A 14024-nucleotide genomic window follows, 5' to 3' on the forward strand; every position below is an offset into this window, starting at 1 on the left:
CCTGTTGCCAAGGGGGCGGAACACCAGCGAGAACAGGCCAGTCTATTATAAGGTAACCCGAATCTAGGCCCAAGGATTCGCGCGCCTATAGGCAGACAGAGAAGGCAAAATCAGACTACACTTTGGCCAAATCCTATAAAGGAGACACCACGTGGATATACCCTTTACCCCCTGTGCCCAACTTGAGGTGGCCGCTTCGCGGGGCATCTTGCAGTTACGCTTAAATCGTGCGGCACAAAAAAATGCGCTGTCTTTGGCCATGTACCAAAGCCTGACCCAGGCCTTGCTCTTTGCCGCCACCTGCGACGAGGTTCGGGTGGTGCGTATCAGTGGCAGTGATGACAGTTTTACTGCCGGTAATGATCTGGCGGACTTTCTTAGTGCTGGCGAGCTCAACGAAGATCACCCGGCAGTGCAGTTTATGCGCGCCGTGCGCGCCTTGCCTCAGCCATTGGTGGCCGAGGTGAATGGTTTGGCGGTGGGTATTGGCACCACTTTATTACTGCACTGCGATCTTATTTACGCCAGCGAAGACGCCTATTTCCAGCTGCCATTTACCCAGCTTGGTCTGTGTCCGGAGTTTGCCTCCAGCACCCTGCTGAGTAAACGGGTTGGGCACGCTCGGGCCCGTCAATTACTGTTGTTGGGCGAGCGATTGCCCGCGCTTGAGGCCGAACAGTGGGGCTTGATTAATGGCGTCTACCCGCTCGAGCGCCTGGGCGAAGAGGTGGATTGGGTGTGTGGCCAGTTGACCAAGCTACCGCCTGGCGCTCTGGTGCGAACCAAGGCGCTGCTCAATGAGGTAGAGTCCTGGCCCACAGACCAAGTGATTGGTCGCGAATTACAGGTGTTTTCGCAGTGCTTGCATGGGCCCGAGGCAAAACAGGTTATCAGTCAGTTAATGAATAAGGAAAAGTCATGAAATTAAACGGAGACTTCGCCGGTAAAACCGTATTGGTAGTGGGCGGGACCAGTGGCATCTGCCGCGGTATTGCCGAGCGTTTTGCGGGCTTAGGTTGCAGTGTATGCGTTATTAGCCGCTCTCAGGATAAGGTGGATACCACGGTTCTTGCTCTAAGTGATATGGGCGCACAGGACACCTGCGGCTTTAGTGTGGATGTGCGCAACGGCGATGCCATGCGTGAGGCGGTGAGTCAGCTGCACGCGCGATGGGGCGCATTGGATATCGTCGTCTCGGGCGCGGCGGGTAACTTTCCCGCGCTCGCTAGTGGTTTATCCGATAACGGTTTTGGCGCGGTGGTGGATATTGATCTTAAAGGCACCTTTCATGTGATGAGCGCGGTCTACCCCTATTTGCGCAAACCCGGTGCCTCGGTGATTAACATCTCCGCCCCTCAGGCTCAGTTGGCCATGGCCGGGCAGGTACATGTCTGCGCCGCCAAAGCCGGCGTGGATCAAATTACCCGTACCCTCAGTATTGAATGGGGTGGCGAGGGTGTCCGCGTCAACTCGATAATTCCCGGCCCTATCGACGGCACCGAGGGCATGGAGCGTTTGGCCCCCGGGGAAGATATGCGCAAAAAAATCGTGCAAACCGTGCCTTTAAAGCGCATGGGGCGGGCGCGGGACATTGCCGACTGCTGCGTCTTTTTAAGCTCCGATTTAGCCAGCTTTATCACCGGCGCAGTAATTCCGGTAGACGGTGGTTGGAGCCTGGGCGGGGCGGCCAGCATTGGCACCGGCATTGCGCAGATGTTGCAACAGCAGCAATAGGCGGAGGCACTTTCCGCGCGGTTTACGTCAGGTGTAAGCCGCCATCGCTGACGATAATTTCACCGGTCAAATAGTGGTTCTCGACCAACATGGACGCCAGCTGAGCAATTTCTTCCGGTCTGGCGCCCCGGCCCATGGGCGCTTTTTCTCGCCACAGGGTTTGCGCCTCTTCCCAGGTTTCGGTCATGGGGGTGTCTACCAGCCCGGGTGCAATCGCATTGACCCGAATCGCAGGGGCCAGACTGCGCGCTAATAATTGGGTGGTGTGGTTCAGAGCGGCTTTACTGGCCGCGTAAGGAATCGAGGCGCCTTTGGGCCGCACCCCCGCATGGGAAGTAATATTGACAATACAGCTGGGGCAGTCGGCGGTAGCGCAGGCACGCAGCGCGCTTTCGGCTGCGCCAATCAACAGCCAGGGCGCAATAACATTCACCTCGTACAGTTCGCGCCACAGTTCGGCCCCCGCGCCTTGCAAATCGGTGTGGGGTACCACCGCATTGATGCCCGCATTATTCACCAGCACATCCAGCCGGCCGTGCTCGGCGATAACGCTTTCGACTAACCGTTTTATTTGCGCGCCATTGGCCAAATCGGCTTGGTGATAACTTGCCCCCGGATATTGGCTGGCCAGTGATTCGCCCGCCTGCACAGATAACTTGGAATGAAAAACCACTGTCATGCCATCGCGGGCGAAACGCTCGGCAATGGCTTTGCCGATACCAGAGGTTGAACCGGTAACCAGAGCGACGCGGGGGGAAGGTGATCTATTGCGGCTGTCCATGTGTCAATAATCCTTATGGGAGGGCGGCCTTGCTAAGCGTTGGTGCAAGGCTAGCTGGGGCGCAAAAGGTTGCCATGGTCGTGTTGCTTTGGCAATGGTCTATTGTTATGACGCGCTAAACCAGGGCTGCTGCGCGAGGTAGGCCATTAACTCGTCGCGAAACACAAGCGCTCGTGCCGACAGCGTTCGCCGGTAGGGCCAAAGTAGAAAGATATTACGAGCCTGGCCGGACCAGTCGGGCAGCACCCGTTGTAAGCTACCTTCTGATAACTCTCGGTAGACCATGCTTTGCGGTAACAGGGCAATGCCTGCCCCGGCTTTAACCAGGTTAAGCGTTACATTCATGTCGTTGCTGATATGTTGATGTTCTTTGCTTATGGTTTTGCTTTGCTGGGTCTTCTGCAGTGTCCAACGGTTAAACAAATGTGCGGCGATGCTGGGGTATGAAGCGAGCTCTTCCAGGCTGGACGGCACTGGTTGAGGGGCGCTCGGCGACACGACTAATACCGTGGAAATAGCGCCGAGTTTTAGCTGCTTAAGGGACGAGTTTTGTTGCGGGCCTGAGCGAATGGCAAGGTCGGCTTGCGGGGCGATGGCGTCGTCCTCGGGGTCGCCCAAGGTAATATTCAGAGAAATGCCGGGGTAGCGCCCGATAAACGCTTGCCAAAAGTCATCCAAAGGGCCGCTACCGAGATTGGTGGGGGCGAGTATACGCAGTTCGCCCTCTAATTGGTTGAGAGATTGATCCAGGTGGCGCAGGCGAAGGTCCAGCTCGTGAATATAACCGGCGGTCTCGTCGTAATAGGTCTGTCCTGCACTGGTCAGCGAAAGGCCGCGGTTAGAGCGGTGGAACAGCTCGGCTCCCAGTTGGTGCTCCAGGTCGCTCACACGTCGTGATACCGTCGCAAGGGTCATATCTAGTGTCTCGGCGGCGCCGGTTAAGCTGCGCTGTTCGGCGGCCGTGATAAAGACCTTTAGTTGATCAAGCATACTGGGCCTTTCATATCTGCAAGTCGCGTTATCTAATATAACTATATACGACAAATGTGGTTGTTAATATCCTCTGCGACGCCTTAATTAGCTGAGAAAGAGGGTATCTCTATGAAGCACCGCATTATTTTCGCTGTGTTGATGTCGTCGATGTTGTCGTTTTTTATGTCGGCCTGGGTGACTTACATTAATATGGGACTGCACCGCGAATTTGTGGCCCATTGGTTGTCGGCGTGGATACTGGCCTGGCCTGCGGCGGGTGTTATTGCCTTTATCGGTGGTCCCGGTGTTCATCGTCTATCCGAGCGATTGGCCCGTGCGCACTCTAAAGCAAACAGCTGATACGCGTTGGGTTATACTGGCGGCATTCAATTCGCTAACAGAAGTTCTTCTACCGTGCCTGATACGCAAACAGCATTTTCCTTTCTGGGTTTACAGCTCGAGCTGCAACAAAACTTGAAATCCCTGGGCTACACCGAAATGACGCCCATTCAGGCCGAAAGCCTGCCTGCCATCATTGCCGGGCGGGATGTTATCGGTCAGGGCAAAACGGGGTCGGGTAAAACCGCCGCCTTTGGCTTGGGGGTACTTAATGCCCTTGAGGTTAAGCGCTTTTGTGTGCAGGCGCTGGTGCTGTGCCCCACGCGCGAGTTAGCCGATCAGGTGGCAAAAGAAATTCGTCGTCTGGCGCGAGCCATCCACAACATTAAAGTGCTGACGGTGTGCGGTGGTATGCCCTTTGGCCCCCAAATTAACTCGTTGGAGCATGGCGCGCACATTGTGGTGGGCACTCCTGGGCGGGTGGAAGAACATATCCGCAAAAATAATCTGGATTTAAGTCAGCTATCGATGTTGGTTCTGGACGAAGCGGACCGCATGTTGGAAATGGGCTTTGCCGAGGCGCTGGACGCGGTCATTGACGCCGCTCCGCTAAAACGCCAGACGTTACTGTTTAGTGCGACGTATCCGGCCAAAATTGAGCAGATCGCTAAGCGCGTGATGCAAGAGCCCGTGCTGGTTAAAGTCGAATCCAGCCACGACACCTCGAGTATTCAGCAGAGTTTTTACGCCGTTACCGACGAGCCATCGCGTGTGCGAGCGGTTCAGCTACTGTTGTTGCAGCACCAACCGGAATCTGCGGTGGTTTTCTGCAACACCAAACGCGAAACCCAGCAACTGGCTAACGCCCTTGCTGCACAAGGGTTTAGTGCCCTTGCATTGCACGGCGATTTGGAGCAGCGTGATCGCGACATTACCCTGGTGCGCTTTGCCAACAAAAGTGCCACGGTGCTGGTGGCCACCGATGTGGCCGCTCGCGGTTTGGACATCGAAAATTTAGACATGGTGATTAACTATCAGCTGGCTCGCGATAGCGAAGTACATGTGCACCGGGTGGGGCGCACCGGGCGCGCGGGCGCGAAAGGTATTGCCTGCAATCTGCACAGTGATAAAGAGCACTACAAACTACTGTTGCTGGAAGAAGAGCAGGGGCTTGATGTGTCCAATACCCCATTGCCTAAAATAGACACGGCCAATGCCCAGGCGCCGCAACCGGCAATGGTGACCCTACAAATCGACGGCGGCAAAAAACAAAAAGTGCGGCCCGGCGATATTTTGGGTTGTTTGACTGGTGATAAAGGCATCGACGGTAAAGCGGTGGGGAAGATAAACATCGCCGACAATTCATCGTTTGTCGCGGTTAAGCGTACCCAAATGAAAAAGGCACTGGATAAAATTCGTCACGGTAAGTTAAAAGGACGGCAGTTTCGGGTGCGGGTTATTTCCGCATAAAGCAAAACGTGTAGTCTAATCAAAGCCTCACTTTTTATTGGCGATAAGGGGCAAAAATCAGGGCGATATCGTCCACCAAGTTGTTAATGTGTTCGGCATCGGGCGAGCTTTGGGCAAAGGATCGAGCGCCCATTACCTGAGTTTGCAGCAGCCTTGCCAGGCGCTCGCAATCCACGGATGCTTTCAGCTCGCCTGTCGCTTTCGCCTGCTCTAGCGCCTGGGCAAAACATTTTTCCACCCCCTGCAGCAGTTGCCTTGATTTACTGCGCAAGGGGTCAGATTCATCGGTAGATTCCAGTAGCGTTTTAACCACCAGGCAAGCCGGGGTTTCGGTCAGGCTGGTGCGATCATCACCTACCAATAACCAACGTAAATACGCTAAAACGCCATCAATCACCCCCGCCTCCTGTTCGATAAAGCGGTTTACGTCAATGGTCATGCGCTGGGCGTAAGCATCAATGGCTGAATCGAAAAGTTGTTGTTTGTTGCCAAAAGCCGCGTACAGACTGCCCGGGCGCATATCCAGCGCTTTTTCAATATCTTTCAGACTGGTGGCGTAAAAACCCCGCTGCCAAAACAGATCTACCGCGGCCTGCAGGGCTGTCTCCCGGTCGTATTGCGCGCTTCTGGGCATAACATTTCCAATAATTTGAACGATTGCTCAATTATATATTGAATGATCACTCAAATACAGGTAGGATCAAATCGAAACTGAATGATCACTCAAGTATTTTGAGACTCACCGAAAATTGATAGGAGATGGTATGACTGATTTTACTTTACACACTCAAGACTCTGCCCCCCAGGAAGCCAAAAACTTATTGCAGGCATCGGAGAAAAGCTTCGGCATGATCCCCAACTTGCACGCGGTGATGGCCGAGGCTCCGGGGCTGTTGGAGGGCTACCAGGCACTACACCGACTGGTGTTGGAATCGAGCTTTAACAACGAGGAAAAAACCGTGGTGTGGCAAACGGTGAACGTCGAGCACGAGTGTCATTATTGTGTGCCCGCCCATACCGGTATCGCTCATTCAATGAAGGTGGATGAATCTATTACCGAGGCTTTGCGTAATAAAACCGAGTTGCCTGCCAAGTTGGAAGCCCTGCGCGAGTTCACCCTGGAAGTGGTGCGCAACCGCGGCAATATGGATGACGCCAAAGTCAGTGCCTTTTTAGATGCGGGTTTTACCAAGCGTCAGGTACTGGAAGTGATTTTGGTGGTTTCGCAAAAAGTGATGAGTAACTACGTCAACCACTTGGCCGAGACACCCATTGACGAGCCGTTCAAAAAGTTCGAATGGTCGCCCAAGTAAGTGTCTGGTTTCCTTAAGAGATTCCCTATAGGGATAAGCGAATAACCGCGGATGGTCTATGACCCTTCGCGGTTGTTCTCTGTGGATACGCGGGCTTTTGTCCTGATCCATAAAACCACCTGCCAGCACGCCAATCCCACCAAAATGCCCAGCGAGTTCGCCGCGATATCCTTGAGCTCAAAACTGCGCCAGGGCAGGGTATACTGGACAATTTCTACCAGGGTAGAAAAACAAAACAGCTGAAAAAACTTCAGCCAGATTGCCTGCCGGGCAAAAGCGATGCTGACCGATACGCCCGCCACGGCGTAACCGGCAAAGTGCATCAGGACATCATTGTAATCGCCCACGACTTGCTGGGGTTGTTTGGCGGTACCCATTACCAGGTACAGCGCTAACAGCAGCAGGTATTGGCCGATAAACAGTACTCGCATTAACGCAACACCTTAACGCAGCACTTTAACGCAACACCAGCATTGAGGTTTTGCAGCGGCAAATCATGGCGGTGGTGGTGCTACCCACAATAAAGTGGCGGATGCGTGAATGACCGTAGGCGCCCATCACCAGTAAATCGATAGCATTTTCACGTTGGAATTCTTCCAGTGCCGAATCCGGGTCGCCGGCTATAATATGTTCGGCCGCCTCAATCCCCGACTGTTGCAGCTGGTTTTTAGCCCAGGCTAACGACTCGCGATTGTCCGCAGTGTCTTTGCCTACCATAACCAAGTGGCACACGCTGTCTTTAAGCAGGGGGCTCGCGGCAATCATCTCGATGCCTTTGCGAATGGTGGGGCTGCCGTCGTAGGCAATCATCAGTTGTTTCGGTGCGCTAAAGCCCTGCTGCACAATCAAAATCGGTTTGTGCATGGTGCGAATAATTTTCTCAATGTGGCTGCCGATATGGCCGTGGGCGCTGGCGCTTTCGGCGCCGCGCTTGCCCACCACGAGCAGGCGGGTTTCATCGGCCAGATCCACCAGAGTGTCCGTCAGCTCGCCATGGCGCTGGCGGGTTTCGGCCTCGCTGATGCCCGCTTGCTTTACGCGCTCAAGGGCGGCAGCCAGCATTTGCTTGCCTTGCTCCATGGCCAGCTTGCCGCGTTTTTCATCCAGCTCGGCCAGCTCTTCCAGCAGAGTTTCCTGGGCGCCAAAGCCCAGGGTGCCGGATAAATTGCGCTCACCCAGGCCGTGTACATAGTCCAACACGTGCAGCAGGTGCAGTGGCGCTTGCAGTTTTTGCGCAGCCCAAACGGCACCGTCGCAGACGGACTGGGCGTAGTTGGAGTCGTCGATACAGGCAATGACATTGTCGGCCATAATGTTTTCCTTTTAGTGACCCATTAACTTTTCAATTTCTTCGGGCTTATTGTGTACCGCAAATTTGTCCACCAAAGTAGCGCTAGCCTGATTGAGACCAATTAAGTCTACCTCGGCCCCTTCACGGCGCAATTTAATCACCACCTTGTCCAATGAGCTGATGGCGGTAATGTCCCAAAAGTGCGCGCGGGATAAATCGATGGTGACACGATCTACCGCCTCTTTGAAGTCAAAACCGCCGATAAACTGTTCGGCCGAGGTAAAAAATACTTGCCCCACGACGGTGTAGGTACGATGGCTGCGATCGTCGCTTAGCTCAGAGCCTACATACAAAATTTGCCCCACTTTGTGAGCAAAGAATAGGGCGCTTAGCAGTACACCCAAGAGCACGCCCAAGGCGAGGTTGTGGGTGGCGACCACTACGGCTACCGTGGCAATCATCACCACCGAGGAGCTTTTGGGGTTGGTTTTAAGCGCCGCAACTGAGGTCCAGCTGAATGTGCCGATGGATACCATGATCATCACCGCTACCAGCGCGGCCATGGGGATGCGGCCCACCCAGTCGCCTAAAAATACCACCAAAATCAACAAGAAGACGCCCGCGACTAAGGTGGATAACCGAGTGCGGCCCCCGGATTTTACGTTGATGACCGATTGGCCAATCATCGCACAACCGGCCATGCCGCCCAGAAAGCCCGCGCCAATATTCGACAAGCCCTGGCCGACACACTCGCGGCTTTTATTGCTGGTGGTATCGGTTAAATCGTCCACGATGGTGGCCGTCATCATCGACTCCAACAAACCTACCACGGCGAGGGTGAGGGAGAAGGGAAAGATAATTTTTAAGGTTTCCAGGTTGAAGGGTACCTCGGGCAGCAAAAACACGGGCAGGCTGTCGGGCAGCTCGCCCATATCGCCCACGGTGCGCACATCAATACCAAAGTACATCGCCACGGCGGTGATCACCACAATGCACACCAGGGGCGAGGGCACCGCGCGGGTAAGGTAGGGTAGCAAGTAAATGATACCCAGCCCGGCGATTAACAGCGCGTACACCGGCAGGGTAAAGTTAGCGCCGGTAATTTCCGGCAGCTGAGCGAGAAAAATTAAAATCGCCAGGGCGTTTACAAAGCCCGTGACCACCGAGCGCGACACAAAGCGCATTAAATTTCCCAGCTTTAAAATACCCGCAATAATTTGCAGTACGCCTGTCAGTAACGTGGCTGCCAGCAAATATTCCAGGCCGTGATCTTTAACCAGGTCCACCATCACCAGTGCCATGGCGCCGGTGGCGGCGGAGATCATGGCCGGGCGACCGCCGGCAAAGGCGCTGATAAACGCGATACAGAAGGACGCGTACAGACCAACTTTGGGGTCCACCCCGGCAATAATCGAAAAGGCGATTGCCTCGGGAATAAGGGCGAGGGCAACCACGGTGCCGGAAAGCAGATCGCCACGTACATTGCTCAGCCAATTTTGGCGCAGAGTATCAAGCATAAAACTAATGTCCGTTTTAGAAAAAAGTAGCAGGTATAAGCAGGCTGCCCGAAAAAGGTTTCAGGCAAATAATGGGTAGGCGAATGCCTGGAAGAAAGGGCGTCCTATGGCGGACTGATTTTGGTTAATTGGGTCATGTGCCGGAAATCTGGCCTGTTAATGTTGCAAACTTGGGTGCGAAAAGGCCGCAAAGTCTAGCAGACTGAATAAAAAATGCCAGCCCGATCACAACGTCTGATGCGCGGCCAGCAGATCTTCTGCGGCGTACAAATCCTGGGGGGTATTGATGTTGGTGAACGGGTCGATGGGCTCGCAGGTAAAGTCCACCTGGGTGTGTGGGCGCTCGGCAATCCAGTGCTGCAGCCAGGGTATTTTGCCACTTTGCAAGGTGTCGGCCAGCTCACTCAGCAGGCTTTTATGCCACAGGGCAAACACTGGCTGCAGACGGCCATTGGAGGTGGCGACAATAATTTTGCTTTCCGAGTCGCTGGCTTGTTGCAGCTGGGTGCACATGTCTTTAGGAAAAAACGGCGTGTCGCAGGCAAAGCTTGCCAGCCATTCGCACTGCGGGCGCTCGCGACACATCCAGTCCATCGCGGCGTGGACCCCGGCCATGGGGCCCGGAAAATCCGCAAACACGTCGGGTACAACGGTTAGCTTAGTGCGGGCAAAGCGCAGGGCGTTCCCATTGGCGCTTAGTAACAGTGGCTCTACCTGGTCTTGGGCACGCTCGATGCTGCGACTTAATAGGGTTTGACCCGCCAAAGGCAGCAAGCATTTGTCGCCGCCGCCCATACGACGGGCTAAACCGCCGGCTAAAAGAACACCTGTGGGGCGTGAGGTAATAGTCATGCGGCCTCAATTTGAAGAATATTGCGCCAAGTATAAAGGCTCTTATGTTTCGATTGTAGCCTTATTATGGTCAATCTGTCAGACAATTGATTTTTTTCACAGGCTTGTCTGGATCAAACACTACACTGTTTAAGGATGGATATCGCAGTTGCTTTTTGCTATTGGTCTTATTTTTATAATTAATTTTATTAAAAGTGCCGGCGCTACTAGTATCAACCATGTGTTCAGTAAAACAACTCCATTAGCCAGAGGGATGCAGTCAATGAGTAAAACCACTTTAACCACGTCGGCCGGGGCGCCGGTAATCGATGACAACAACAGTATCAGCGCTGGCGAGCGCGGGCCGTTAACCTTTGATAACCACTATTTGTTTGAAAAGCTGGCCCACTTTAACCGCGAGCGTATCCCCGAGCGAGTCGTGCACGCCCGCGGCTCCGGCGCTTACGGTACCTTTACTCTGAATAAAAGCTTGAGCGACTACACCATTGCTGATTTTTTACAGAACGTGGGTGACAAAACCGAAGTGTTTTTGCGCTTTTCTACCGTGGGTGGGGGGCAGGATTCCAGCGATTACGCCCGTGACCCGCGCGGCTTTGCGGTGAAGTTCTACACCAGCCAGGGCAATTTTGATGTGGTGGGCAACAACACCCCGGTGTTCTTTTTGAACGATCCGATTAAATTCCCCGATTTTATTCACTCGCAAAAGAAGAATCCGCGCACTAACTTGCCGGACCCCCAGGCGATTTTTGAATTTTGGGCCAATCATCCGCAATCGCTGCACCAGATGACTATTTTGATGAGCGACCGGGGGATTCCCGCCAGCTACCGTCACATGCACGGCTTTAGCTCGCATACGCTGAGCCTTTGGAACGATAAGGGCGAGCGTTACTGGGTGAAATGGCACTTCAAGTCCAACCAGGGCATTAAAACCCTGACGGAAAAAGAAACCGAAGGTTTGGCGCCTTTTGGTGCCCAGCAGGATTTGGTGGAGTCTATCGACAAGGGCGATTTCCCCAGCTGGAGTGTCAAACTGCAAATTATGACCGAAGAGCAGGCTCAGAATTATCACATCAACCCGTTTGATTTGACCAAAATCTGGCCCCACTCGGATTTTCCGTTAATCGAGATTGGCCAGTTGGAGCTGAACCGCAACGTCGAGAACTATTTTGCCGAGACCGAGCAATCAGCTTTTGCACCTAGCAACTTGGTGCCGGGTGTGGGCGCCTCGCCGGATAAAATGTTGCAAGCGCGTTTGCTGGCCTATCAGGATGCGCACCGCTACCGGGTGGGGGTGAACCACAACCAGCTGCCGGTTAACCGTCCGCGCTGTCCGGTGAATCACTACCAGCGCGATGGCGCCATGGCCGGTTGCCCGATGAATGGCGGATCGAGCGTGCAGGCCAATTGGGTTCAGGGAGGTGGGGCAAACTTTTACCCCAACGACCGGGCCGCCCAGGGCGCGCCGGATGTGAGCAATCACACACCTGAGCCGCCACTGGCGCTCGCGGGTTCGGCAGCCACACGCTACGATCAGTCGGATGCCGATTACTACTCTCAGGCGGGCGATTTGTACCGCTTGATGAGTGAGGATCAGAAAAACCAGCTGGTTAACAATATTGCCGGTGGTCTGAGCCAGGCCGACAGCTCGGTGCAGGAGCGTATGGTCGCACTGATCAGCAAATGTGATTCCGACTATGGTAGTCGGGTAAAAGCCGCTATCTCCTAGCCGTTTTTCCAATCCCCAACTTGGGCGCCTACGGGCGCCTTTTTTATATCTGTTATTTTGCATGCTAGGGCCTGTTCACGCTAATTAAGTGCGCCTGCTGGAAGCCAGTTTTGTTTCCAGCTAGGCGCCGTGAGCGAAGTTTGGTTATTCCAAATAAGCGATCGGCAACAACGCTGGGGACAAAACTGGCTCCAGCCCTTCGGGTTGCGGCTAAAAATCCGCCACTCTGCGTTGCTCGTCGTTCATTTGGAATAACCAAACCACTCTCCTCGCGCCTTGATTGACGAATTTTTAGTCACAACAGGCTGCATTTAATTAGCGTGAACAGGCCCTAGGAGCCACACAACTTTCTCAGCGCTGAAGCGTATAATGCATCTCAGAGATAAGAGGTGTGTTTATGAGTCATATGTACGAAACCAAAAGGCGCGAATACACCCAAGGTGGCTTGCGTCGCGCCGACTTGGCCAATTCCCCCTATACCCAATTTGAACGCTGGTTTAATCAGGCTGAAGCCGGAGGAGTGAGCGACCCTACGGCGATGGTTCTGGCAACGGTGTCCGCCGATGGCCAGCCGTCCCAGCGTATTGTGCTGTTAAAGCAATTGGACGAACGCGGCTTTGTGTTTTTTACCAACTACAACAGCCGCAAAGGGCGCGAACTGGCTGGCAACCTTAACGCGAGCTTGCTGTTTCCCTGGCAGATGTTTGATCGCCAGGTAAAAGTGTGCGGCCGGGTAGAAAAACTTCAGCGCTCGGTCTCCGAAGCCTACTTTGCCTCGCGTCCGCGCACCAGCCAATTAGCAGCCTGGGCGTCGCCGCAAAGCGACGTGATAGCCTCGCGCGAGCAGCTGCAGGAAAAGTATAACCAGCTGGAGCAACAGTATGCCGACGGCGATATTCCCACTCCCGAGCACTGGGGCGGCTACCGAGTGGTGCCCGCCGAAGTCGAGTTCTGGCAGGGTGGTGCCCATCGTCTGCACGATTGTTTCCGTTATCGGTACGAGAACAATCAGTGGTCTATTGATCGAGTGGGGCCCTAATGCCTTCGCCTAAGTTGATGCGGGCCATTGTTCACGAAACTCGCGAAGCGGCGGGTTTAAAGCTCCACCAGTTGCCCGTACCTCAGCCAGGGGCGGAAGAGGTGTTGATTCGCGTAAAGGCCTGTGGCGTCAACCGGCCCGATGTGTTGCAGCGCCAGGGGCTTTATCCGCCGCCGCCCGGCGCGAGTCACCGGTTGGGGCTTGAGGTGGCCGGTGAGATTGTCGCTGTGGGGGATAGTGTCCATTCGCTTGAGTTAGGACAGACGGTCTGCGCCCTGGTTAATGGCGGAGGTTACAGCGACTACTGCCTTGCCAGTGCCGGGCAAGTACTGCCGGTACCGAAGGGTTTATCAATGGTTCAGGCGGCGGCCCTACCCGAAACCTTCTTTACCGTGTGGCACAATGTATTTCAGCGCGGTCAGCTTAAGGCGGGCGAAATCTTATTGGTGCACGGCGCCGGTAGCGGTATTGGCACTACGGCCATTCAGTTGGCGGTGAACCTGGGCGCGCGGGTAGTGGCGAGCGCCGGTGGCCCGGAAAAGTGTGATGCCGCGATAACCCTTGGTGCCGAGCGCGCCATTGACTACCACACAGAGGATTTTGTGGCGGTGGTTCGCGAGCTCGGCGGTGCCGATGTGATTCTGGATATGGTCGGTGGGGATTACATCGCGCGCAACATAAAAGCTGCCAAACCCGACGGCCGCATTGTTAATATCGCCTATTTACAGAGCAGCAAAGCCGAACTGGATTTTATGCCGGTGATGCTCAAGCGATTAACCTTAACCGGCTCAACGTTACGCGCACAAAGCGCTGAGCGTAAAAAACAAATTGCACAACAATTATTGCAAAACGTCTGGCCACTACTAGGCGCCAAGCAAATAGCCCCGGTGATTGCCGCCAGTTTCCCGCTTGAGCGAGCCGATGAGGCTCATGCGTTAATGGAATCCAATCGTCATATTGGCAAAATTGTTTTAACCACAGAATAAAAAA

Annotated in this window: 15 protein-coding genes; 8 read left to right on the forward strand and 7 right to left on the reverse strand. The window is 54.3% G+C overall.

Annotated features, from left to right (window positions below; all coding sequences use genetic code 11):
* The first annotated feature begins 151 nt into the window (after nt 1-151).
* Both M6D89_RS00560 and M6D89_RS00565 read left to right on the forward strand, forming a co-directional pair.
* On the forward strand, nt 152-922 hold the full coding sequence (locus M6D89_RS00560) for an enoyl-CoA hydratase (RefSeq protein WP_253966082.1): 771 nt from the start codon (nt 152-154) through the stop codon (nt 920-922).
* The gene (locus M6D89_RS00565; RefSeq protein ID WP_253966083.1) at nt 919-1734 is read left to right on the forward strand and encodes an SDR family oxidoreductase; all 816 of its coding nucleotides are present in this window, start codon (nt 919-921) and stop codon (nt 1732-1734) included. The genes M6D89_RS00560 and M6D89_RS00565 overlap by 4 nt, the downstream gene beginning before the upstream one ends.
* A gap of 22 nt (nt 1735-1756) precedes the next feature.
* On the opposite strand, the gene M6D89_RS00570 is transcribed toward M6D89_RS00565, so the two are convergent.
* Nucleotides 1757-2515, reverse strand: a complete 759-nt coding sequence (locus M6D89_RS00570; RefSeq protein WP_253966084.1) for an SDR family NAD(P)-dependent oxidoreductase — start codon at nt 2513-2515, stop codon at nt 1757-1759.
* 105 nt (nt 2516-2620) lie between these two features.
* The gene (locus M6D89_RS00575) at nt 2621-3505 is read right to left on the reverse strand and encodes a LysR family transcriptional regulator (protein WP_253966085.1); all 885 of its coding nucleotides are present in this window, start codon (nt 3503-3505) and stop codon (nt 2621-2623) included.
* A gap of 111 nt (nt 3506-3616) precedes the next feature.
* On the opposite strand from M6D89_RS00575, the gene M6D89_RS00580 reads away from it, so the two are divergent.
* A complete protein-coding gene (locus M6D89_RS00580) occupies nt 3617-3847 on the forward strand; it encodes a DUF2798 domain-containing protein (RefSeq protein WP_253966086.1) in 231 nt (76 codons plus the stop codon).
* Nucleotides 3848-3901: 54 nt separating this feature from the next.
* The gene (gene dbpA, locus M6D89_RS00585) at nt 3902-5296 is read left to right on the forward strand and encodes an ATP-dependent RNA helicase DbpA (protein WP_253966087.1); all 1395 of its coding nucleotides are present in this window, start codon (nt 3902-3904) and stop codon (nt 5294-5296) included.
* Nucleotides 5297-5330: 34 nt separating this feature from the next.
* Here the strand turns inward: dbpA and M6D89_RS00590 are convergent, their stop codons facing one another.
* On the reverse strand, nt 5331-5930 hold the full coding sequence (locus M6D89_RS00590; protein ID WP_253966088.1) for a TetR/AcrR family transcriptional regulator: 600 nt from the start codon (nt 5928-5930) through the stop codon (nt 5331-5333).
* A 130-nt stretch (nt 5931-6060) separates the two neighbouring features.
* On the opposite strand from M6D89_RS00590, the gene M6D89_RS00595 reads away from it, so the two are divergent.
* Nucleotides 6061-6609: a carboxymuconolactone decarboxylase family protein gene (locus M6D89_RS00595; protein ID WP_253966089.1), complete on the forward strand. Its 549-nt coding sequence runs from the start codon at nt 6061-6063 to the stop codon at nt 6607-6609.
* A 56-nt stretch (nt 6610-6665) separates the two neighbouring features.
* Here M6D89_RS00595 and M6D89_RS00600 read toward each other — a convergent pair whose 3' ends face one another.
* From M6D89_RS00600 to mobA, 4 genes are all read right to left on the reverse strand, one after another.
* Nucleotides 6666-7040 carry a VanZ family protein gene (locus M6D89_RS00600; RefSeq protein ID WP_253966090.1) on the reverse strand — a complete coding sequence of 125 codons (375 nt, stop codon included), beginning with the start codon at nt 7038-7040 and terminating at the stop codon, nt 6666-6668.
* A gap of 25 nt (nt 7041-7065) precedes the next feature.
* Nucleotides 7066-7920 carry a universal stress protein gene (locus tag M6D89_RS00605; RefSeq protein WP_253966091.1) on the reverse strand — a complete coding sequence of 285 codons (855 nt, stop codon included), beginning with the start codon at nt 7918-7920 and terminating at the stop codon, nt 7066-7068.
* A 12-nt stretch (nt 7921-7932) separates the two neighbouring features.
* Nucleotides 7933-9417: a SulP family inorganic anion transporter gene (locus M6D89_RS00610; protein ID WP_253966092.1), complete on the reverse strand. Its 1485-nt coding sequence runs from the start codon at nt 9415-9417 to the stop codon at nt 7933-7935.
* A 225-nt stretch (nt 9418-9642) separates the two neighbouring features.
* Entirely contained in the window at nt 9643-10269 is a 627-nt protein-coding gene (mobA, locus tag M6D89_RS00615; protein ID WP_253966093.1) for a molybdenum cofactor guanylyltransferase MobA, read from the reverse strand.
* Between the two features lie 262 nt (nt 10270-10531).
* On the opposite strand from mobA, the gene M6D89_RS00620 reads away from it, so the two are divergent.
* The 3 genes from M6D89_RS00620 to M6D89_RS00630 all read left to right on the forward strand — a co-directional run bounded on the left by M6D89_RS00620 (nt 10532) and on the right by M6D89_RS00630 (nt 14020).
* Entirely contained in the window at nt 10532-11995 is a 1464-nt protein-coding gene (locus M6D89_RS00620) for a catalase (RefSeq protein ID WP_253966094.1), read from the forward strand.
* A gap of 397 nt (nt 11996-12392) precedes the next feature.
* Nucleotides 12393-13034 (forward strand): pyridoxamine 5'-phosphate oxidase, encoded by a 642-nt coding sequence (gene pdxH, locus M6D89_RS00625; protein WP_253966095.1) that lies wholly within the window; start codon nt 12393-12395, stop codon nt 13032-13034.
* A complete protein-coding gene (locus tag M6D89_RS00630) occupies nt 13034-14020 on the forward strand; it encodes an NAD(P)H-quinone oxidoreductase (RefSeq protein WP_253966096.1) in 987 nt (328 codons plus the stop codon). Before pdxH ends, M6D89_RS00630 begins: the two co-directional genes overlap by 1 nt.
* The last annotated feature ends 4 nt before the right edge of the window (nt 14021-14024 follow it).

It is taken from the genome of Gilvimarinus xylanilyticus (genome assembly GCF_024195295.1).
GTDB classification, from domain to species: Bacteria; Pseudomonadota; Gammaproteobacteria; order Pseudomonadales; family Cellvibrionaceae; genus Gilvimarinus; species Gilvimarinus xylanilyticus.

Coding starts and splice junctions, on each gene's coding strand:
- M6D89_RS00565 (WP_253966083.1), top strand. CDS start 919: ATGAAATTAAACGGAGACTTCGCCGGTAAAACCGTATTGGTAGTGGGC.
- M6D89_RS00570 (WP_253966084.1), bottom strand. CDS start 2,515: ATGGACAGCCGCAATAGATCACCTTCCCCCCGCGTCGCTCTGGTTACC.
- M6D89_RS00575 (WP_253966085.1), bottom strand. CDS start 3,505: ATGCTTGATCAACTAAAGGTCTTTATCACGGCCGCCGAACAGCGCAGC.
- M6D89_RS00580 (WP_253966086.1), top strand. CDS start 3,617: ATGAAGCACCGCATTATTTTCGCTGTGTTGATGTCGTCGATGTTGTCG.
- M6D89_RS00590 (WP_253966088.1), bottom strand. CDS start 5,930: ATGCCCAGAAGCGCGCAATACGACCGGGAGACAGCCCTGCAGGCCGCG.
- M6D89_RS00595 (WP_253966089.1), top strand. CDS start 6,061: ATGACTGATTTTACTTTACACACTCAAGACTCTGCCCCCCAGGAAGCC.
- M6D89_RS00600 (WP_253966090.1), bottom strand. CDS start 7,040: ATGCGAGTACTGTTTATCGGCCAATACCTGCTGCTGTTAGCGCTGTAC.
- M6D89_RS00605 (WP_253966091.1), bottom strand. CDS start 7,920: ATGGCCGACAATGTCATTGCCTGTATCGACGACTCCAACTACGCCCAG.
- M6D89_RS00610 (WP_253966092.1), bottom strand. CDS start 9,417: ATGCTTGATACTCTGCGCCAAAATTGGCTGAGCAATGTACGTGGCGAT.
- mobA (WP_253966093.1), bottom strand. CDS start 10,269: ATGACTATTACCTCACGCCCCACAGGTGTTCTTTTAGCCGGCGGTTTA.
- M6D89_RS00620 (WP_253966094.1), top strand. CDS start 10,532: ATGAGTAAAACCACTTTAACCACGTCGGCCGGGGCGCCGGTAATCGAT.
- pdxH (WP_253966095.1), top strand. CDS start 12,393: ATGAGTCATATGTACGAAACCAAAAGGCGCGAATACACCCAAGGTGGC.
- M6D89_RS00630 (WP_253966096.1), top strand. CDS start 13,034: ATGCCTTCGCCTAAGTTGATGCGGGCCATTGTTCACGAAACTCGCGAA.